This window comes from Sphingobacterium anhuiense, from assembly GCF_042686355.1.
Lineage (GTDB): Bacteria > Bacteroidota > Bacteroidia > Sphingobacteriales > Sphingobacteriaceae > Sphingobacterium > Sphingobacterium anhuiense.
Window position 1 is genome coordinate 236059 of the sequence record NZ_JBHUPE010000002.1, and the last position, 19258, is coordinate 255316.

Annotated in this window: 16 protein-coding genes; 6 read left to right on the top strand and 10 right to left on the bottom strand. The window is 36.1% G+C overall.

The features are described 5' to 3' along the window. Window positions 1-52 precede the first annotated feature (52 nt). Window positions 53-481: a DUF2147 domain-containing protein gene (locus ACFS6I_RS04220; RefSeq protein WP_132843423.1), complete on the bottom strand. Its 429-nt coding sequence runs from the start codon at window positions 479-481 to the stop codon at window positions 53-55. Between the two features lie 203 nt (window positions 482-684). Between ACFS6I_RS04220 and ACFS6I_RS04225 the strand changes: the two genes are divergently transcribed. After that, the gene (locus tag ACFS6I_RS04225; RefSeq protein ID WP_021190846.1) at window positions 685-1032 is read left to right on the top strand and encodes a phage holin family protein; all 348 of its coding nucleotides are present in this window, start codon (window positions 685-687) and stop codon (window positions 1030-1032) included. Window positions 1033-1178: 146 nt separating this feature from the next. Here the strand turns inward: ACFS6I_RS04225 and ACFS6I_RS04230 are convergent, their stop codons facing one another. The 3 genes from ACFS6I_RS04230 to ACFS6I_RS04240 all read right to left on the bottom strand — a co-directional run bounded on the left by ACFS6I_RS04230 (window position 1179) and on the right by ACFS6I_RS04240 (window position 6476). Beyond that, complete coding sequence (locus ACFS6I_RS04230; RefSeq protein ID WP_380918375.1) at window positions 1179-2522, bottom strand: PepSY-associated TM helix domain-containing protein; 1344 nt, start codon at window positions 2520-2522, stop codon at window positions 1179-1181. An 88-nt stretch (window positions 2523-2610) separates the two neighbouring features. Next, on the bottom strand, window positions 2611-4020 hold the full coding sequence (locus tag ACFS6I_RS04235) for a hypothetical protein (protein ID WP_183916422.1): 1410 nt from the start codon (window positions 4018-4020) through the stop codon (window positions 2611-2613). Between the two features lie 14 nt (window positions 4021-4034). Further along, on the bottom strand, window positions 4035-6476 hold the full coding sequence (locus ACFS6I_RS04240) for a TonB-dependent receptor (RefSeq protein WP_380918377.1): 2442 nt from the start codon (window positions 6474-6476) through the stop codon (window positions 4035-4037). A gap of 153 nt (window positions 6477-6629) precedes the next feature. Here ACFS6I_RS04240 and ACFS6I_RS04245 point away from each other — a divergent pair, with 153 nt between their 5' ends. Further along, on the top strand, window positions 6630-7529 hold the full coding sequence (locus ACFS6I_RS04245; protein ID WP_380918378.1) for a helix-turn-helix transcriptional regulator: 900 nt from the start codon (window positions 6630-6632) through the stop codon (window positions 7527-7529). A 300-nt stretch (window positions 7530-7829) separates the two neighbouring features. Here ACFS6I_RS04245 and nagB read toward each other — a convergent pair whose 3' ends face one another. The 3 genes from nagB to ACFS6I_RS04260 all read right to left on the bottom strand — a co-directional run bounded on the left by nagB (window position 7830) and on the right by ACFS6I_RS04260 (window position 12075). Then, complete coding sequence (nagB, locus tag ACFS6I_RS04250) at window positions 7830-9749, bottom strand: glucosamine-6-phosphate deaminase (protein WP_132771692.1); 1920 nt, start codon at window positions 9747-9749, stop codon at window positions 7830-7832. A 136-nt stretch (window positions 9750-9885) separates the two neighbouring features. Continuing rightward, entirely contained in the window at window positions 9886-11037 is a 1152-nt protein-coding gene (locus ACFS6I_RS04255) for a methionine aminotransferase (RefSeq protein WP_380918380.1), read from the bottom strand. 285 nt (window positions 11038-11322) lie between these two features. Then, window positions 11323-12075, bottom strand: coding sequence for a DUF2490 domain-containing protein (locus ACFS6I_RS04260; RefSeq protein WP_380918382.1), 753 nt, complete (start codon window positions 12073-12075; stop codon window positions 11323-11325). A 571-nt stretch (window positions 12076-12646) separates the two neighbouring features. Here ACFS6I_RS04260 and ACFS6I_RS04265 point away from each other — a divergent pair. Next, window positions 12647-13330, top strand: coding sequence for a peroxiredoxin family protein (locus ACFS6I_RS04265; protein ID WP_380918384.1), 684 nt, complete (start codon window positions 12647-12649; stop codon window positions 13328-13330). Window positions 13331-13381: 51 nt separating this feature from the next. Here the strand turns inward: ACFS6I_RS04265 and radA are convergent, their stop codons facing one another. Next, complete coding sequence (gene radA / locus ACFS6I_RS04270; protein ID WP_380918386.1) at window positions 13382-14767, bottom strand: DNA repair protein RadA; 1386 nt, start codon at window positions 14765-14767, stop codon at window positions 13382-13384. A 97-nt stretch (window positions 14768-14864) separates the two neighbouring features. Here radA and ACFS6I_RS04275 point away from each other — a divergent pair, with 97 nt between their 5' ends. From ACFS6I_RS04275 to ACFS6I_RS04285, 3 genes are read left to right on the top strand one after another with little or no spacing between them, the layout of a single operon-like run. Beyond that, window positions 14865-15365, top strand: a complete 501-nt coding sequence (locus ACFS6I_RS04275; RefSeq protein ID WP_132844881.1) for an RNA polymerase sigma factor — start codon at window positions 14865-14867, stop codon at window positions 15363-15365. Next, complete coding sequence (locus ACFS6I_RS04280) at window positions 15365-15982, top strand: hypothetical protein (protein ID WP_380918388.1); 618 nt, start codon at window positions 15365-15367, stop codon at window positions 15980-15982. The genes ACFS6I_RS04275 and ACFS6I_RS04280 overlap by 1 nt, the downstream gene beginning before the upstream one ends. A 32-nt stretch (window positions 15983-16014) precedes the next feature. Beyond that, window positions 16015-16293 carry a DUF1294 domain-containing protein gene (locus tag ACFS6I_RS04285; protein ID WP_380918390.1) on the top strand — a complete coding sequence of 93 codons (279 nt, stop codon included), beginning with the start codon at window positions 16015-16017 and terminating at the stop codon, window positions 16291-16293. Here the strand turns inward: ACFS6I_RS04285 and ACFS6I_RS04290 are convergent. Both ACFS6I_RS04290 and ACFS6I_RS04295 read right to left on the bottom strand, forming a co-directional pair. Beyond that, window positions 16290-17447, bottom strand: coding sequence for a dipeptidase (locus ACFS6I_RS04290; RefSeq protein WP_380918392.1), 1158 nt, complete (start codon window positions 17445-17447; stop codon window positions 16290-16292). The genes ACFS6I_RS04285 and ACFS6I_RS04290 overlap by 4 nt on opposite strands. 5 nt (window positions 17448-17452) lie before the next feature. Then, the gene (locus ACFS6I_RS04295) at window positions 17453-19222 is read right to left on the bottom strand and encodes a serine hydrolase domain-containing protein (RefSeq protein ID WP_380918394.1); all 1770 of its coding nucleotides are present in this window, start codon (window positions 19220-19222) and stop codon (window positions 17453-17455) included. Window positions 19223-19258: the final 36 nt, after the last annotated feature.

A 19258-nucleotide genomic window follows, 5' to 3' on the forward strand; every position in this document is an offset into this window, starting at 1 on the left:
AATAAAAAGCGCCCTTATAAATAAGTAGCGCTTTTTATTTTTAACCACAGCTTTAGTTCACCCTTTTCCATGATTCGGTACGTCCAAATAAACTGACGCCCACATAGCCCCTGATATCTAACTTATCTGTTCCTTGTAAGGTCATTTTACAGCTATAGGTTTTTCCTGTTTTTGGATCATATATTTTACCGTCTTGATAGACATTACCATCTTTTGAAAAGTTGGTCAAAATCTCTAAGCCCTGAACCTGTCTGCTTTGCAAACTTTTATCTGGATTTTTAATATCCTTTTTAATATTTCCCTGTGCATCATTTGGCTCTTTCAACCAATATAGTTTACCAAAATACTTTTCACCCTTTTTGTAGATTTCTATTCTACCCTCTCCACTGGGATTCTGCCATTTTCCAATAATTGGGTCAGATTGTGCAAAAATTAATACTGACGTAAATACCAGCATCAGTGTCATGATCATCTTTTTCATATTGTCTCTGTTATAATTGTTTATGTGAATTTACAAAATTTATATTATGCAAGCATAACATATATGCAATTAATTATATTAAACACATTAAAGTACCAAAAGTTTAATTTGGGAGAGACGAATAGCAAACGATCGTTTGGGAGTACAATTTGGCACCGCATTTGATGATAATTTTGTAAGATTAACTTAAAATTATAAATATCATGAAATTCATTATTAGCCTACTTATTACAGGTGTAGTGATTGCGTTAGCAGCCTACATATCTCCAGGAGTACATGTTGCCAGCTTTCTTTGGGCTATCATAACAGGTCTTGTTATTGGATTTGTTAATGCCACTGTTGGTTCAATTTTAAGATTGTTCACTTTTCCATTAAATTGGTTAACACTGGGACTAGTTTCTTTTATCATTACCGTACTTATGATATTATTAACAGATTCATTACTCGGATCTAAATTTGATGTTTCGGGCTTCTGGACAGCAGCGCTCTTTGCAATTGTAGTAGCGGTGCTAGAAATGATCATTGGAAAAATGTTTCCTAGCAAAGATTAAAAAAATATAGGATCATGTGCCACTATTCACAATTCTACATTTAGAAGTAAGAAAGTTACAATAGTCACAAATGCGATATGTATCTAAAATACGAATAAAGGCCAATCGATATCGATTGGCCTTTACTATGAATACCTAAATAATAGCTATTTGCGTTTAGGTTTTTTCTTCATCTTATTAATCCAAATAAATACACCTGTTACTGGTAATGAGGTGGCGATTAAGCAGGAAATAAAATAAATTATTTTTGTAAAAGGTCCGTATATATCGCCGATATGTAATGCTTTTACAGATGCCGATGCCCTTTGTGAAAAAGTTTTTTCAACGAAAATTTCTTTTTCCAAAATTTCACCCGTATACTGATCCAAAGTAAGTTTATCGCCTGCTGATGGTGCAAAAAATCCCACTTTATTCTTCAATACACTAATTGTTCCTGTGCTATCTTTAGGAAAGTTAATCGTCACATCGCCATCGTAAGGAAGAACTTTATTGATAGCAATCAAAGTTTCATCAATCGTCATTACTCTTTTCCCCGTTATTGGATAGATAGAGACAAGCTTAGTCTTTTCCTCCTTCTTTTCGGAAGACGCTTCATAAGTCCCCCAAGTTTTTTGCCAGCCTGTGCGGTACCAGTCAAATGACCAAAATGGTCCGGTGACACTCATCAAAAACAAAATGATACAGCTATAAAAACCTAGTGTATTGTGAATATCATGGTTGATTCGCTTCCAGTTTCCTGACCATTTTATCGATAAGCCATTTTTCCATCCCCTTAACTTATTTGGAAACCAGATGATCATTCCACTAATGACGCCCAATAGAAATAATAAAGTAGCAGTTCCTGTGATCCAGCTACCTAATTTTCTATTCTCAATCCCATCAAAAATTGGTTCTTTGATCTCATTTAAGAGCAACCAGCGGTGTAATCCGAACATAACCTGCATCATGTCATTGGTGCCATTTTTAATCTCTCCGACATCACCAATTAATTCACCTGTATAAGGATTAACCATCATTTGATTTGCTCTTGGTTTACGTCCAGCCTCTTTCTTCGGTTCTTCCTTTTTGGAGTCCGCCAACTTATCATTAGCTTTTCCTTCTCCTGATTTCTTATCAACAGAAATAGACGGTCCATTGTCCTTTGCAGAAGACTCTTTACCTTCAAAATCTTTTTTTGGTTTATTATATAAAATTGCTACAGTTCGCTCCTGATCAAATGGTATTTTAATACCAACAACTTTACCCTTGATATTATCTTTAGAAATACGCAATAATGAATCAGTGTTTATCTTTTGCTTTCCAGCTGAAGCAACCTGATAATACTGTGGTGCTGCTGCCTCTCGAATCTCCGTATTGTAGACATATACAGTTCCTGTTAAACACACGACAAAAACGACGATACCGCTAATAAGCCCAAACCAAAGATGTAGATCGTTAAAGAGTTTTCTGATTTTCTGCCAATTAGATTTTTCCGTTCTTGTTGCTTTCATATTTTACTGTTTAGGGTATGGTTTTAAAATAAAAAATTAGGAAAGGTTATATAACCTTTCCTAATTCATAACTAAAATACAATTTATACTAGTAAGCTCCTAAATAGAAACTACCTGATTGATTCTTTAATTTAGCTCCTTTTGTGATCTGTTTTGTTTTTGTATCAATGATATAAATATGACCATCGACACCATTTGGAGTCATCGGAACATATGCCAGATCCCCGATCACACCGATATTCTGGAATTGACCAAAAGTTCCTGTTATAGCTGTTACACCAGTTACTTTATCAGCCGATCTACCAGAGAATCCGATATTAGTTTGGTTTTCAGTAGCCAATTTCACTGCTGTATTAGCCGTTAAATCAATTAAAGCCAAGTAACCACCATCAACACCTGTTTCTGTATACAAAACCAGACCGATATTATTTTTCACATGTCTCCATGCACGGATAGCAACATTATTACTTGTTCCTAAAGCTGTTTTTAAATCAAAATTATAAGCATTATCATAAGTTCCTGTAGAGCCGTTTATTCTTAAAATTTGTGATCCGGAAGTAGCCGTTGCTTGGTAAATATTTCCATCAGTACCCAAGTATTGCGTCATAGTACGGTATGAGTGATTGTTCGCTTTACCATTAGCAGCATAAATCAATTTTGGATTGTTTAAAGAAGGATAATCCACAACTAAAGTTGCAGTACCCAATTCATTTTTTCCTGACGTCCATACCTGATTTCCGTCGCCATTAACCGTAGATTGTTTAGTTACATCTGTTCTTGTTAAATTACAGCCGATAAAGATTTTTGTTTTTGAGGCATTCAAAATTGGCACATCGATACGACCGATTTGATAACCTGCTTTTGTTTGCTCTGCAGTAAACGGAATTGTAAATTCTGTCTGACGGGTAATCTGAGGATCATTCAAATTCAACACAGCAATTTTTGCAGTACTTGCAACATTAACAAAATCTGCACCTGCGCCCTCTTTCGAACCTGTAACTTTAGAAGATGCATATACACCAACGCCAATACCTTCTGCTGCAACTACCCAACGAGGTGCTGTACCCAAAATAGGTTCAGTATTCACTTCTTCACGTGTATCAACAAAGCTCTTACCTCCTTCAACTTTGTATTTATTAAAAATTCCTCCGTCATTACCTGTGTATTGAATATTGTATAAGAAATTTCCATTGACAGAGCCCTGCACCCGCGCCGTACGCTGCGATCTTAAGCCATATCCATTGGCAAAGACATTCACTTCAAAATTTGCATCTTTTGCTTGTTCCGGCGTGATCGCAAATGCCATCGTACCACCATTTCCTGCTGTTCCTTCAGCATCTGGAAATGCACCTGTTAATGTAATATATTTACGGTCTGCCACATCTGGTCCTGATGCCTGTTGACCAGCATCAACACCGTCACTTTTTTTACAAGAGGTTAAAGCACCGATTGCGATTGCAGTACCAAGTACCGCTGTCTTAAAAAATTTCGTTTTCATGTGAATTTTTGTATTTAAAATTTATTGATCGTATAATTTAATTTAATATAAAAAGCTCTTCCAGGTTTTTGAACACCAAAGTTGTCATACAGCTCAGCATTCAATACATTTTTACAGTCTAAACTCGCAACCAGCTTACCGCTAGGAAAACGGTAACTTGCTCCTAAATCATGCGCGAGTTGAGTTGGTGTTGTAAACCACTCCGATTCAATCCAAATGGTACTAAACGGAGCTACATAGCCCACATTGTAATATAAATTAACCACTGATTTCTTTTGAAGGATATTGTTCATGCGATACTGCACATTACCATTTACAGTGAAAAATGGTTCATTAGGAATTTGTTTGTCATACAAACTATGTGGATTGCCCATTTCATCCGACTTCACTTTAAATAATGAATTGAATTTGGAGAAATTTACCATAGCATTTAACCGATTATCGAAAACATAGTTAACCTCTGCCTCATATCCAATTGATTGCGTTTTAGAAAGATTAACAAATTGCGTTACCTGAATATCCTCGACCTGTCCTTCTCTTCCCTCTACGACTTCCTCTGTTCGAGTCTGCTGAATAATTTTATCATAACCGTTGCGCCAGAACATATTTCCATATAATGACAACTTATGTTTACCTACTTCAAGTGCTCCATATCGAGCGCCAAGATTATAATTAATGGCACGTTCAGGCAAAATATCCGGATTAGCCAAAACGTTGCTCTCAGGTTCTCCATAAACATGACGGTCTGTAGGCATAATGAAAGATTTTTCGGCCGAGACAATAATAAAACCTCTTTTTACAGCCTCATATGATAGGGTCCCGCCAAAACCTTTATTGTTTCTCTTTATTTTGTTATGTTCATATACCATTGTTCCATCCTTTTCACCAGTTGGTGTACGCTGATCGGTGTGATATAAGGCATATTTACCAAATATATTGGTTCTTAATTTACCATCTAAGAGCTCAGATTCGTAATTCAGGCCCCAGATATTAGTTGTTGTATTATTATTCGTGATCCAGCGGCTACGTGCTGGATTTAACAAATCCTTATCTTCTCTATTCGTTTTTTCAAATTTATGGTTCAATGAGATCCGTTGCCCTGAAAAGATGGTATAGGCTAAATTTGAACGAACATTAGAAATAGTCCGATCGATATCAGAGATAACAGCGTCGCCCTGTTGTCCCTTGCCGGGTTCATATCCATAAGTTTCCGGTGGACCTTCTGAATTCTTCACCAATAAAGTTCCGTCCCAGTTATATCTCAAACTCACCGTATCCTGCAAATATGTATTTCGTTTACTATGAACAGCATTCACATTCAGCGATAGTCCATCAATAAATAGATTTTTCTTATTGTAGTTTAAACTAAATACGTGAGCTTGATAGTCATTAAAACGACCAAAGTAGGGTTTGGTCATCGTAATACCATGTGGAACCTCCTTATGGGAATCGGAAATATTATACCCTAAGAAAAATTGATCTGCCCACTTGACATTTGTAAAACCGAATTCAAAACGTCCGCCTACAGTTTTAAATTCATCATTTGCACGTTTAACTCGATAATAACGGTCTACTCTTCCACCGGGTCTGGTATATTTCGAAAATTTGCCCCACATTTCGTAGTTATTATCTGAATGACTGTAAAAACCCGATACTCTAGCTGTAAATCCATTTTTCTGATTTCTATATAATCCACCAATATCTGCCCTGTAGGTATTAAATGAACCATAAGAAACTGCGGCTGTAATATTATTTGAAGAGGCATCTTTTTTCATGATAACATTGATGGCACCTCCGATATAGTTCCCTGTTAAATGTGAAGGTAACACGCCTTTGTATACCTCAATACGCTCAATCATGGAAGGTGGGATATTATTCAAATTGAATGAGGATCCGTAAGTGGAGATCTCTATACCATCCAAGAATAGTCCAATAGTACTTCCCGACATGCCATTGAGGTTATATTCAATTGGCGAACCTTCTCCTCCATTCTGGCGAACACGAACTCCCACTGCTCTATCCAGTAATTCATTGGTTGTTAGATTTCGTAAAGAAGCTTCCTTAGTTTCAATCACCGCAACGGCAAAACCACTTGTCTCAATCTCCTTTTTTACTGACTTTTTTTCTATTCGGACTTCATCTAAAGAACGATCACCTTTAGGGTCAACATAGATATGAAGATTCTGTAGTTTTTTATGAACATTGATCTTAACTCTTTTCGAGTGGAATTCAACAGAACTTACAGATATTGTTTGCTCACCATAAGGAACATTTTTAAATTCATAATCTCCCTTAACAGACGATACTGCCACAATGTTGCTGTTTTCTATACGAATAGTAGCATGTGAAACGACAGTGCTGTCGGCTAGATAAATAATTCCTTTAATTGTACCTGTTTGTGCTGAGGCAGATAATGCTAGGATAAAAAGCACAAAGGTTGTGTAAAAAATTTTCATTAATTGAGATTAATTCTTAACTTCGAATATTCGCTTAGAACGAGTCTAAATAAATACAGCGTCGCAAATATAAAGCTCTTCTAAATACAGAAAAGACGTTATTGGAAATAACGATGACGCATTCCGAAAAATCATAGCACTATTGAATTAAAAATGATTAGTACTGTACTAGATAATAATTACAATCTTCAAAAAATATCAGAACATATCCATTTTGATGAGTTAAGTCCCTACAAAGGCTGTAAATTCAAGATTCATGAGGATGTCTATGTAAGTATAATTGCAACAAAAGAAACGAGCTTTTATACCACGTCAGCTACTGAATCATTTAAGCTACAGGAAGGATACAGCTTTTTGAAATACTTGCCCAAGGATACATTGATCGAAATTAAATCATTAGCAATAAATAGTAAGTGCCTATTTATTATCTACAGTAAAGACTTTATTGATCGTTTAGGGACTGAAGAGCACAGGTTTTTCCAGTTAATTCAAATCTACACGCCGCATACAATACAAGATGTGGCGATCCATTCTTCCGTTGTTGAACTGTTGCAAGTCAATGGCCCTGCTTACTTAAGGAATATTCAACAGAAATCGAAAGTACTTGAAATATTTTTCAAACAGCTTACTTTCATTTCCAATCTCCAAGAAAAAGATACCGTTAATCTTCGATTAGAAGAGATAAAGAAGGTTGAAAAAGCAAAAAAGCTGATTGATGATAACATATCCAATACGTATACCATTCCAGAATTATCAAGAATCATTGGCACCAATGAACAATATCTTAAACAGCATTTCAAACAACAGTATGGAATGACGATTCGAAGCTACATCTTGAAAAATAAGATGAACCACGCGAAAGAACTATTGCTGAAAGGAGATTATAAAGTGGCTGTCATTGCAAATAAAATCGGCTATAAACACGCCACTCATTTTACAACTGCTTTTAAAAGATATTTTGGCTTTTTACCAAATTCAATCAGATTCAATTGGATAGCCTACTTATCACCTTACTATCTAGATTTAGAATTAGAATTGCTCTGTATTCTTTAAGCAATCTCAATTAGATGCACTAAAAATTTTCAATGATCATGGGCTTTTTCCTGTGCAGGATAACCATAGGATCCCGATTTGTATCTTGACCACTATAAGTCCAGCATAATAGTATCTATACCTACCTAAGCCCCATCTGGAAACTAGCAAATTATAAGCTCAGTACAACTAAAGCTATATCATCAATACAATTTGCAAATACGAATGAAGAGGCTGAATCAGCTTTGATGAAAAAGTGTATATATAGAACAAAAAAGGCTCTCCTAAAACGGAGAGCCTTTTATTAGTTATTTAATATAATTAGAATTCCCATCTTACGAAAGCTTCGATTGCCTCGTAATTAGCTAATCCCAATTGATCATATAATTCTGCAGTTTCGCTGGTACGATCTTCTGCACGTACCCAAAATTCACGAGGATCATCTCCAGGGAAAACTGGAAGATCTTTCTGTGATTGGTGCTTAAAGATAGCCAAACGCTTGCGGTATACCTCTTGTGGCGATAATGGAACAGCCATTTCAATTTCATGAATTGGGTATTCATGCCACGCTCCACGGTACAACCATAACCAACAATCTTTAGTCCACTCATCAGTCGCTTTTAAACGTCTTAATGCTTCAAACAAAATATTAAAACATACTTTGTGTGTTCCATGTGGATCCGCAAAATCGCCAGCGGCAAATACCTGATGTGGCTTTACCTGACGTAATAATTCCATTGTTTGCTGGATATCATCTTCGAAAGAAACATCTTTTGAGAATTTCTGTCTATCGTAAAAAGGTAAGTCTTGGAAATGGATATTTGTATCTGGTAAACCTACAAAACGAGCGCCAGCAATAGCCTCTCCTTTACGGATTAATGCTTTGATCTTACGAACAATCTCTGTATCGATCTGGTTTGGTTTTTTAGTTTCAAAAATCTCACGGCTTTCTTTATACAACGTTGAAATTTTTGATGCATCAATTCCCATCTCTTTTGCAAAATCTTCTGCAAATTCTAAATAGCGGATAACATCATCATCCCAAACAGCTGTATTACCACACGTTTGATAAGCAACATGAACATCATGTCCTTGATCTGCTAAACGAATAAATGTACCACCCATAGAGATTACATCATCATCAGGGTGCGGAGAGAATACAATTGAAGTTTTCTTAGCCGGATTAGCACGCTCAGGTCTTTGTGAATCATCAACATTTGGTTTACCACCTGGCCAGCCAGTAATGGTATGTTGCAATTCATTAAAAATACGGATATTGATATTGTAAGCAGGACCTGATTGGGTTACCAACTTAGCCATACCATGATTATTATAATCTTCTTCTGTCAGTTTCAGAATAGGCTTCTTAATTTCTAAAGACAACCAAACAACTGCTTTTTTAATTAAAACAGGTGTCCATTCAATATCTTCAGCCAACCAAGGCAAATCGAATCTTGTTAATAACGAAGCTGATTCTGTGTCTAAAATGAATTCTACATTATCAGACAGTTGCAAATAAGTTGCTGGAATCTCTGATGAGATTTCACCTTCTACAGCTTTCTTAATGATTTCAGCTTTGTTACCACTCCAGGCCATCAAAATGATCTCCCGCGCTTTAAAAATAGTACCGACACCCATCGTAATTGCTTTACGAGGTACATTTTCTTTACCACCAAAATCACGAGAAGCATCACGACGTGTCAAATCATCTAATGTGACAACACGTGTACCCGAATTAGGAGCAGATCCCGGCTCATTGAAACCGATATGACCTGTACGACCAATTCCTAAAATTTGAATATCTAAACCACCTAAGTCAGTAATTTTTTGCTCATAAGCTTCACAAGCGGCATTGATCGCATCTACTGCTAATGTTCCGTCAGGAATATTAACGTTTGCTCTCTCAATATCAACATGATCAAATAGATTCTTATTCATGAATGTCACATAACTCTGTGCGGCATCTGGCTGCATCGGATAATATTCATCCAAGTTAAACGTGATGACATTTTTGAAACTTAAACCTTCTTCTTTATGTAAACGGATTAATTCAGCGTAAACTTTAACGGGTGTTGCACCAGTAGCAAGACCTAAAATTGCATTTTCGCCATTCTCTTGCTTTTTGCGAATGATGTCCGCAATACGCTTTGCAACAACTTTGGAAGCTGTGCTTGGATCAGGATACACACTTACAGGAACTTTTTCAAAGCGTGTTTCTTCCAATAAATTTAATCTAGCCATTATTAGAATTAGTATTGATAGGGTGAATTACAAATTTATAAAATATTGTAGCTTATTCACCATATTTTATAAGATTTTAAATCGTTTATAGCAAAAATGCAAATGCACACGATTGCTAAAACGTTTATTTGAAGTATTATCTAATATTATTAAGTAAATCAATGGCTTGAATGAGCGTTTCAGATCTTTTAGCAAAACAAATCCGCAAAATATACTGATTTGGATCTGCCGTATAAAACGCTGAAATCGGAATTAATCCGATCTTATTTTCGACGATCATACGTTCCGCAAATAAGAGGTCTTGTTCCTGCGAAATTGAACTGTAATCAACATTCAAAAAATAAGTACCGTTGCTCGGTAATACGGTAAATTTGGAAGATGATATTCCAGCAATCAGGAAGTTTCTTTTCTGTTCAAAGAAATCTCCTAAACCTAAATAACTTTGTGAATCTTCCAGATACTTGGCAATAGCCATTTGAACTGCACCATTGACACTAAAGACATTGTATTGATGGATTTTTCGAAATTCTCTCGTTAATTCAAGGGGTGCTATACAGTATCCCACCTTCCAGCCAGTTACATGCAGTAGTTTTCCAAAAGATGCAATGACAAAGCTTCTTTGCCTTAGCAAGGGATGCGCTAATAAAGAATAGGGCTTTTTGCCATCATATACGAGGTGTTCATACACTTCGTCGCTCAATACAAATACTTGTGACGACGCTACAATCTGAGCTAATGCTTCGATATCATCCAGTTCCAGTTGTCGACCAGTTGGATTATTAGGGTTGTTAATAATAATCAGTTTCGTTCTGGCATTCACTAGACTTTTGACATAATCCCAGTCAATAGTAAAATCAGGTGCCAAAAGAACAACAGGTATAACCTTTCCTCCAAATAATTCAACAGTTGGGGCATAACAATCATATGCTGGTTCAAATATAATGACCTCATCATCTTTATGAACAACTGTAGCTATAGCAGTGAAAATAGCTTGAGTCCCTCCCGCTGTTACAGTAATTTCATCCTGAACGTCGACCTCTATCTGATGGGTATTCATAACTTTCAAGGCTATTTTTTCACGTAAGGGTAAGGCTCCCGGCATTAATGCGTATTGATTAAACCCATCGTTCATATAATCCTTTACAAGATTGATTAAATGTGGATCAGTATCATAATCAGGAAAACCCTGTGCCAGATTTAGTGCACCATACTGTTGCGCGAGCGCAGACATTTTACTGAAAATTGTTGTTCCCACACGTGGAAGCTTAGATTGAAAGGTTGAATTCATTATAGTCAGAATAAACAAATGCTAAGATAATATTTTGGAATAGTTCACAATCAATTGCTCAAATTAATGTACAACAAATATAATCTACAAAAGCAATAGATTATATTTTTTATAATCTAAATGTTCAAAATAACCCTAAGAAAATTTTGAGACACGAACCTATCCGACTGACAGGAACAACAGATCATCGTCAGATAAGAGTATAAAGTTTGCGAAAGCCATTCCAATGGATAATTCCGTTACGTTATTCAAATGGGTACATCGCATGTCATACTAAACATAATACTATTTGAGCAATGTATTCTTTAAGTTTTTAAGCCAGTTGTAGCAACTCAAGTTTACCTGTACAGTGTGGTAGGAAAGCTGATGATTCTTATTGGGATAGTAATCATTAGAATAATCCATTTCAACTAAAAAATCATTCGTAAAGGCATATCCACAACCAATTGTTAACCTATTGCTTCCAAACCTTGGATACTTAAAAACGTCCGTGGCCGTCTGGGTAAAAACTTCTTCAGAAGCCACGAGATAAACTGATCCTTTTGCAATCTCCGTTGCATTTAGTGTTTTTGTCAATTTCACCTGACTTCTTACCCGGAAACTTTCGTCAAATCCCTGTTCAATCCTTCTATCAAGATGATCTTCTATCCTAAGCCGCCCTGATAATGTAAATGGAGTCTTTTTAAAATAATAAATCCCTTGCACTGCAGACCTGATTTCCGGAAGTCCATCCTGCCCCATAAGCTTAATCTCCGGATTATGGTTATAACCAGTAAATACCGAAAGCTTAAACTTTGAAAGCGAGTAATGAAGCCAGACCCTGGCATATAGCTGGGCATTGGAGTGAAAAGGATCATCATCTCCTGATAGGCTAGTCCATACCTGTCCAATATTTATTTCATTACTCCACTTTCCCTTTATTGGTGTCACAAATTGAAAATCGTTCCAAAACTGATTATAACTTTTAGTTTGGCCGTAAACAGCGACTGGCAATGCAATGATATGGAACGTAACCGAAACAAATAGTAATCCCATCATGTAAGACATTGCATTTTTGATAAACCTATTAAAGCTTTCAACAGCTATGCGATGCAGGCTTTTATTAATCTTTGACTTTAAAACATTTAAATTACAAACTGCTGTACGTTCACCATATCGCTGTCTATAATGGAATACATATATGTTTTTTATGAATAAGCAAGGTAACATAATACTGTGCAGAATTTGATGGATTAAGGTTCTAATTAGTGAAAGCAAATATATATAATTGCTAAACAATGTTTAACTTAATTAAACATTGTTTGTATATAAATTTAGTTACAAAAGCTTCCGGATTATTAAAACACTAGCAACCTCACCATTAATAAATTAACTGACAGCCTTTATAAGCAACGCATTAGGCAAAAAGTATTTAGCTCGTAAAGAACGTTTTTCCGAAAAGATCTTACTGGTAATTTAATTATATAGGATACTGAATATGAAAATTCAGCAATTATTATGACAAGATTTGGATAGCTAAGCAATCAATTGTAAAAAGAATGTATAAAAAACAAATATAATCTACCTAAATGATAGATTATATTATATTTGTATTCAAAACGCTCAAATAATGATGAAAAAATTTTTTATATACTTCTTATTTTGCTTACCCCTTATAGTGGTCGCACAGAAGAAAGAGTTAACTAAAGAGGATTATATCGCTCGTGTAAAAGCCAATCCAGATTCTATTTCTACATTGGTAGATTTAAGAAGAGTTGGTGGCTATACGCCAGAATATCAAGAATTACAAAGCTTATATAACACCTTAGGCAAAAACGTTAAAAATTCACAAGAAGGTCAGGAATTTAAAACTTATCTTGAAGCACTTTCGAGAGTCGAAATCGGAAAACTAGCTCCCGAGTTTACACAGAATGATACCACAGGAAATCCTATTAAATTAACCGATTTCAGAGGGAAGTTTGTGCTATTAGATTTTTGGGCTTCATGGTGTCCTGATTGTCGGGTGCAAAGTCCTGACTTAGTCAAAACTTACGCGACCTTTAAAGATAAAAACTTCGAAATATTAGGAATTTCTTTTGATAGAGACAGAAACTCTTGGATAAAGGCCATTCATACCGATAAGTTACATTGGAAACATGTTTCGGACCTAAAGCGTTGGCAAAATGATGTTGGAACATTATACGGCGTCAAAGCTATCCCACAAAATGTGCTGATTGATCCTTCTGGAAAAATCATAGCCAGAAATATACATGGTGAGGAGTTGAATAAGAAACTGAAAGAAGTATTAAAATAAATAGAAAAGGGAGCGATTATATATCGTTCCCTTTTCTATTTATAGCTCATGTTAACCAAAAAGAGCTCGGAATACATCCTCTAGAGTTGCAACCGGACGAATAGCGATATTATACTTTTTAGGATCTAACCCCTTTGTATTAAACTTAGAAATAAAGATTCCTTCAAAACCTAATTTCTCAGCTTCAGCGATGCGCTGCTCGATTCGATTTACAGCACGAATTTCTCCAGAAAGCCCGACTTCACCAGCAAAAGTGATGCTTGTTTTTACAGCAATATCCTGTTGTGACGAAATAATAGCGACGATGACTGCTAGATCTATAGCAGGATCTTCCACTCTTAGTCCTCCTGCAATATTTAAGAAGACATCTTGCGCACTCAATCTAAAACCAAAACGTTTCTCCAAGACAGCAAGTAACATACTTAATCTTTTAGTATCAAATCCAGTGGATGTACGTTGTGGATTTCCAAAAGCAGAATTACTAACCAAGGCCTGCACCTCAATCATCATAGGACGTGCTCCCTCCAGCATTGCTGCTATAGACACCCCACTAACCGGAGCATCGCGTTGCGAAATCATAATTTCAGAGGGATTGGAAACCTCTCTCAGACCTGATCCCTGCATTTCATAGATACCCAGCTCTGAGGCCGAACCAAACCGATTCTTCACAGCTCTCAAAATACGATATACGTGATGCCGATCGCCCTCAAACTGTAAAACAGTATCGACCATATGCTCTAAAACTTTAGGTCCCGCAATAGATCCATCTTTAGTAATGTGACCAACAATTAAAACTGGAGTACTCGTTTCTTTGGCAAACCGCAACAACTCTGCTGTACACTCCCGAACCTGAGACACAGAACCCGGCGCAGATTCTATCTGCGAAGAATGCAAGGTCTGAATGGAATCGATAACGATTACATTGGGTTGCACAACTTCTATCTGTTTAAAAATATTTTGTGTAGACGTTTCTGTTAAGATATAACAATTCGCATTAGATGATTGCGACAACCGTTCCGCCCGCATTTTAATCTGTTGCTCACTCTCTTCTCCTGAAATATACAGCGTCTTTACCTGCGGAATGGATAATGCCAGTTGCAACATGAGCGTAGATTTCCCAATACCCGGTTCTCCACCGATTAAAACCAAAGAACCTGGAACAATCCCTCCCCCCAAGACACGGTTAAACTCCTGATCGGGCGTCAGGATACGTGATTCATCCTGATAGACGATTTCATGAATAACAGCCGCTTTATTTGCGCGCTTGGGTGACGATGTTACCGATGTACTGCGCCATTCAGGGACTTTAGATCCTGATTTCTCTACCACTTCTTCTACGAGAGAATTCCATTGCTTACATGAAGGACATTGCCCAAGCCATTTTGCGGATTCAAATCCACAACTTTGACAGAAATATGCTGATTTTGTCTTTGCCATTGTACGAATTTACCACTTTTTAAACGGCAACATTTAGGTTATTAAAAAATCTTACAATATTTTGTAACAAGAATCAGAAGTTATCGACTTATCGAATATGAATTTGGAACAGGAGTTTATCATCCTTTTAGAAAAAAATCAAAATATCGTACATAAAATCTGTAAAATATATACGGATCAAGAGGATATGCATAAAGATCTTTTTCAAGAAATAACGATTCAGCTTTGGCATTCTTATCCTAAATTCCGAGGCGAGGCAAAATTTAGCACTTGGGCATATCGAATTGGGCTAAATACAGCGATATCCCTATTTAGAAACAAAAAAAGGACTTTACCAATTATTCCCTGGGACCAAAATTTAGAAAAAATATCATACGAGGAATACGATCCAGAAAAAGATGATCAGCTCCAATATTTATATGAAGCGATCCACCATTTGAATGATATTGAAAAAGCACTCATATACCTTTATCTGGAAGATAGGGATTATACAGAAATCGCTGAGACACTTGGCATCAGCGAAGTGAATGCTCGCGTTAAAATGAACAGAACAAAAACAAAATTGAAAGAGATTTTAAAAAAGAAAGGGGCTTTGTAATGGATGAGTTAGATCAATTAAAAAAACAGTGGAAGGAAAACGAAAATTTCATGAAACTCAATCAATCTGAGATCAAAGCTATTCTCCATAGAAGTTCTACATCCATTGTTAAATGGATATTTATTATCAGTCTCATCGAATTGAGCTTAGGCATTATTTTATCTTTTATGTTACCAAGTTCTGAAAGAGAGGAATCGGTCTTTTTTCAATATTTAGGGTATGTGTCAGAACTGGTATTTTATATTGGTATAGGATATTTTATATATAGTTTTTTTACTTCGTACTCCAACATATCCAATAAAAGCAGTACTAAAGAATTATTAATTAATATCATTACCACGAGAAAACACGTCGAGAATTATATAAAATTTAATATATATTTCATTATATATGCTTTTGTAATTGCTTTCTTAGAAATAATTATAAGAAAAATCGATGCAGATGTATATTGGGGGGCTAACTTTGTAATGATAATTCTCCTAGCGGTAATAATTGCTCTAATTACTCTAATATTTATTACCGTTATAAAATTTTACTATAAAATCGTTTACAGAAGATTGCTCAAAAAACTGAATCATAACTACGAAGAGTTAACACGCTTAGAAGAGGAATCTTAGAAAAAAGAAATCTATTATTACCTTTACAAACTATGCAGCAGACAATTATTTTCTATCTAATATTCGTTAATCTTCTTACTTTTTTGCTTTTTTATCTAGATAAACGAAAAGCGATAAATAAAGCCAATAGAATCTCGGAGAAAACACTGCTAAGCTTTTGTGCCATTGGGGGTAGTTTAGGAGGATTTCTTGCCATGCAATTTTTTCGCCATAAAACAAAAAAGAGAAGCTTTCTGCTTCCCTTTTTTAGTATTGTCATTCTACAGGTAGGGGGTGTCTATGGATATGCAAACTACCATCATTTGATCTAGTTTTCATTTTCTTTTAGTACTCTTAAAAAGTTTAATCCCATAAGCTTTTCAAGGTCCGACTGATTGTAGCCCTTTTTCAGTAAAGCCTTTGTCAAATTCGGTAATTTACTTACATCTTCTAATCCTCTAGGGGTTGACTCTATCCCGTCATAGTCAGATCCGATGGCAACATGATCAATACCAATTTTTTGCACCAGATAATCAATATGATCCAAAAGTAAAGATAAAGGCACATCAGCAATATGTTTATTTTCCACAGACAATATCCCATATTGATCAGAAGCAGAGAGGGTATAATCGCCTTGAAGACCAAATTGCTTCTTGTACAATTTTTTGACACGCTTTTCATAATTTTTATCTAGAAAACCAGAGTAAAAATTAACACCTACCACTCCCCCATTTTTCTTCAGAGCTTCCAACTGGGCATCTTTCAAATTTCGGAAATGAGGAGTTAATTTGTAAGCATTACTGTGCGACACCAGTACCGGTTTGGTCGCGATGTCCAGTACATCATAAAAAGTCTTTTCACCAACATGAGATAAATCTACCATCATGCCCAGTTTATTCATTTTTCTAACAATATCCTTGCCTAAGGATGATAAACCCTTACCATCCTGTGATGTCGTCTTGGACTCTTGAGCGGCCGCAGTAGCCCAAGATAAATTATAATTCCAAGTGAGCGTCATGTATCGGGCCCCTCGATGATAAAGAGCTTCTAAATAGTCAATATTAGCCTCTATCATATTTCCCCCTTCTATACCGATAAGCGCTGCTACTTTTCCAGTTTTTGTAATACGCTCAATGTCATCACTATTTTTAGCAAGCTCAATCTTATCGGGGTTTCTGTTTAGCACTTTTTCAAGAGCATCAATTTGATCATTAGCATGTTTAAATGCTCCCGATTTCCATTTTTTATCATCCGACCATACCGCAAAAACCTGTACATCGATACCACCTTCAATCAATCTTGGAATATCAGTATGGTTTACCGTTAATCGCTGACTGATATCAAGACCGGGTAAGATAGATGTAATAATCACATCATTATGGCCGTCAACAACGATCATCTTCCGATGAATAGCTTCATAATCTTGCGCCTTCACAATTTCAATCCCTGATAACATGATTACCAATGGTAAAATGTAATTTTTCATAAGAACTATTTTTTACCTGCTGCTATAGCTTCATAAATAGCATCTTGAATCCTGCTTCTGATATTGAGGTTAAGTAATTTAGTCGAAACCTGAGGGTGAACTCGATTTGACAGAAATATATAGACCAGCTGATTAGCAGGATCAATCCAAATACAAGTACCTGTATAGCCCGTATGTCCATAAACAGTTGCATTTGAAAGTTTTGACGGGTACTCATTTTTCAGATTCGGGTCCCAACGGTCAAAACCTAAGCCTCTACGACTTGTTAAGGATTGTTTTGAAGTGAACAGATCCACTGTCTTTGCCTCAAAATAACGTTCTCCGCCATATTCACCTCTATTTAATAACAGCTGTCCGTAAATAGCCAAATCATTTGCAGTCGCAAATAGACCTGCATGTCCCGCTACCCCACCGGCCATTGCCGCTCCCTGATCATGAACATATCCCTGCAAAAGCACTTTTCTAAAGGAAGTATCCTGTTCCGTCGGAATAATATCCTGTTTTGCAAAACGATCCCTTGGGTTATAACCAGCGGTCTTCATTCCTAATGGGCGATAGAAATTATCCTGCACATAATTTTGCATCGGTATAGCAGTTTGATGCTCCGCAACCTCTTTCATCACGTACATACTGATATCACTATAAACATAATTTCCTTCAGGCTTCACCTCCGATTGTAACATTTCAGGCCACATGACATCCCGGTAATAATTATTGAGCAGATAACAGCTATCAGCCACTTTCACATGATGAGTCGGTGAATCATAAGATTGTAAATCGCCAGGTTTTAAATTTCTATAAAAAGGAATAAAAGGTGTAAATCCGGCTTCATGTAACATCACACTCTTTAATCGGATATCCTTTTTATTTGTAGACTTAGCCTGCCAAAGGTAGTCCCCGATAGGCTTATCCAAGTCAACAATCCCTTGTTCGGTCAAACGCATAATTACCGGAGTAGTACCTGCAATTTTACTTACTGAAGCCAAGTCAAAGATATTGTGAATAGTTGTTGGTTCTTTTTTACTATAAGTATGATATCCGTAGCCTTTTTCAAATATGACCTGACCATTCTTAATGACCATGACCACAGCACCAGGTGTTGCCTTTTCAGCGATTGCTTCCGCTGCTATTTCATCAATTTTTTTACTTAATCGATCGATGTTGATCTCATCATTCGCGGGTACTCCATATTGGATACGAGTCTGACTCGTCGCTTCACCCATACCTTTCATAAAACTGCTGGAATAAGTTTTTTGTAGTTTATTAAAAGCAGATAGCCCTCCGAAAATTGTCATAGCTGCATTATTCTGCGTTTCGCGAGAAAAATGATCATTCCACAAAATTGGGACTTTCACATTATTCAACAAAGACAATACATCCCCCTTTCCAAACACAGCAAGAATAATCTTCTTATTATTCATTTTTGCTTGAACAAGCTGTTCTATAAATGGAAATGTTAATGCTTCAGCCTTAACAGCCACAATAACAAGGTTGCTATATTTAACTTGTTCATCAAAACTCCCCAAACCTGCATAAGTTACAGCAGCATAACGGGATATCTGATCATTAAAATCACGGAATAAGCTAGAATCCTGTGTACAAACAGTAATCGTATACTTGTCCAATTTACCTAAAGGAAGTACAGCATCGATATTATTAAAAAGAACGGTTTCATTTTTAATAGTCGATTTATATTGCGCATTTACAAGATTCATTTGGAGAAATCCTACTGCAAAAATCCCTGCAATTAGAAATTTTATTCTACTTATCATCATCTGTTTAAAAAGGGTTTATATGTAAATGTACAAATA

Excerpts from the sequence above, each read along its gene's own strand:
- nagB (WP_132771692.1), bottom strand. The coding sequence starts at position 9,749 with ATGGCTAGATTAAATTTATTGGAAGAAACACGCTTTGAAAAAGTTCCT.
- ACFS6I_RS04255 (WP_380918380.1), bottom strand. The coding sequence starts at position 11,037 with ATGAATTCAACCTTTCAATCTAAGCTTCCACGTGTGGGAACAACAATT.
- ACFS6I_RS04265 (WP_380918384.1), top strand. The coding sequence starts at position 12,647 with ATGATGAAAAAATTTTTTATATACTTCTTATTTTGCTTACCCCTTATA.
- ACFS6I_RS04225 (WP_021190846.1), top strand. The coding sequence starts at position 685 with ATGAAATTCATTATTAGCCTACTTATTACAGGTGTAGTGATTGCGTTA.
- ACFS6I_RS04290 (WP_380918392.1), bottom strand. The coding sequence starts at position 17,447 with ATGAAAAATTACATTTTACCATTGGTAATCATGTTATCAGGGATTGAA.
- ACFS6I_RS04295 (WP_380918394.1), bottom strand. The coding sequence starts at position 19,222 with ATGATGATAAGTAGAATAAAATTTCTAATTGCAGGGATTTTTGCAGTA.
- ACFS6I_RS04235 (WP_183916422.1), bottom strand. The coding sequence starts at position 4,020 with ATGAAAACGAAATTTTTTAAGACAGCGGTACTTGGTACTGCAATCGCA.
- ACFS6I_RS04245 (WP_380918378.1), top strand. The coding sequence starts at position 6,630 with ATGATTAGTACTGTACTAGATAATAATTACAATCTTCAAAAAATATCA.
- ACFS6I_RS04260 (WP_380918382.1), bottom strand. The coding sequence starts at position 12,075 with ATGATGGGATTACTATTTGTTTCGGTTACGTTCCATATCATTGCATTG.
- ACFS6I_RS04285 (WP_380918390.1), top strand. The coding sequence starts at position 16,015 with ATGCAGCAGACAATTATTTTCTATCTAATATTCGTTAATCTTCTTACT.
- ACFS6I_RS04280 (WP_380918388.1), top strand. The coding sequence starts at position 15,365 with ATGGATGAGTTAGATCAATTAAAAAAACAGTGGAAGGAAAACGAAAAT.
- radA (WP_380918386.1), bottom strand. The coding sequence starts at position 14,767 with ATGGCAAAGACAAAATCAGCATATTTCTGTCAAAGTTGTGGATTTGAA.
- ACFS6I_RS04230 (WP_380918375.1), bottom strand. The coding sequence starts at position 2,522 with ATGAAAGCAACAAGAACGGAAAAATCTAATTGGCAGAAAATCAGAAAA.
- ACFS6I_RS04240 (WP_380918377.1), bottom strand. The coding sequence starts at position 6,476 with ATGAAAATTTTTTACACAACCTTTGTGCTTTTTATCCTAGCATTATCT.
- ACFS6I_RS04220 (WP_132843423.1), bottom strand. The coding sequence starts at position 481 with ATGAAAAAGATGATCATGACACTGATGCTGGTATTTACGTCAGTATTA.
- ACFS6I_RS04275 (WP_132844881.1), top strand. The coding sequence starts at position 14,865 with ATGAATTTGGAACAGGAGTTTATCATCCTTTTAGAAAAAAATCAAAAT.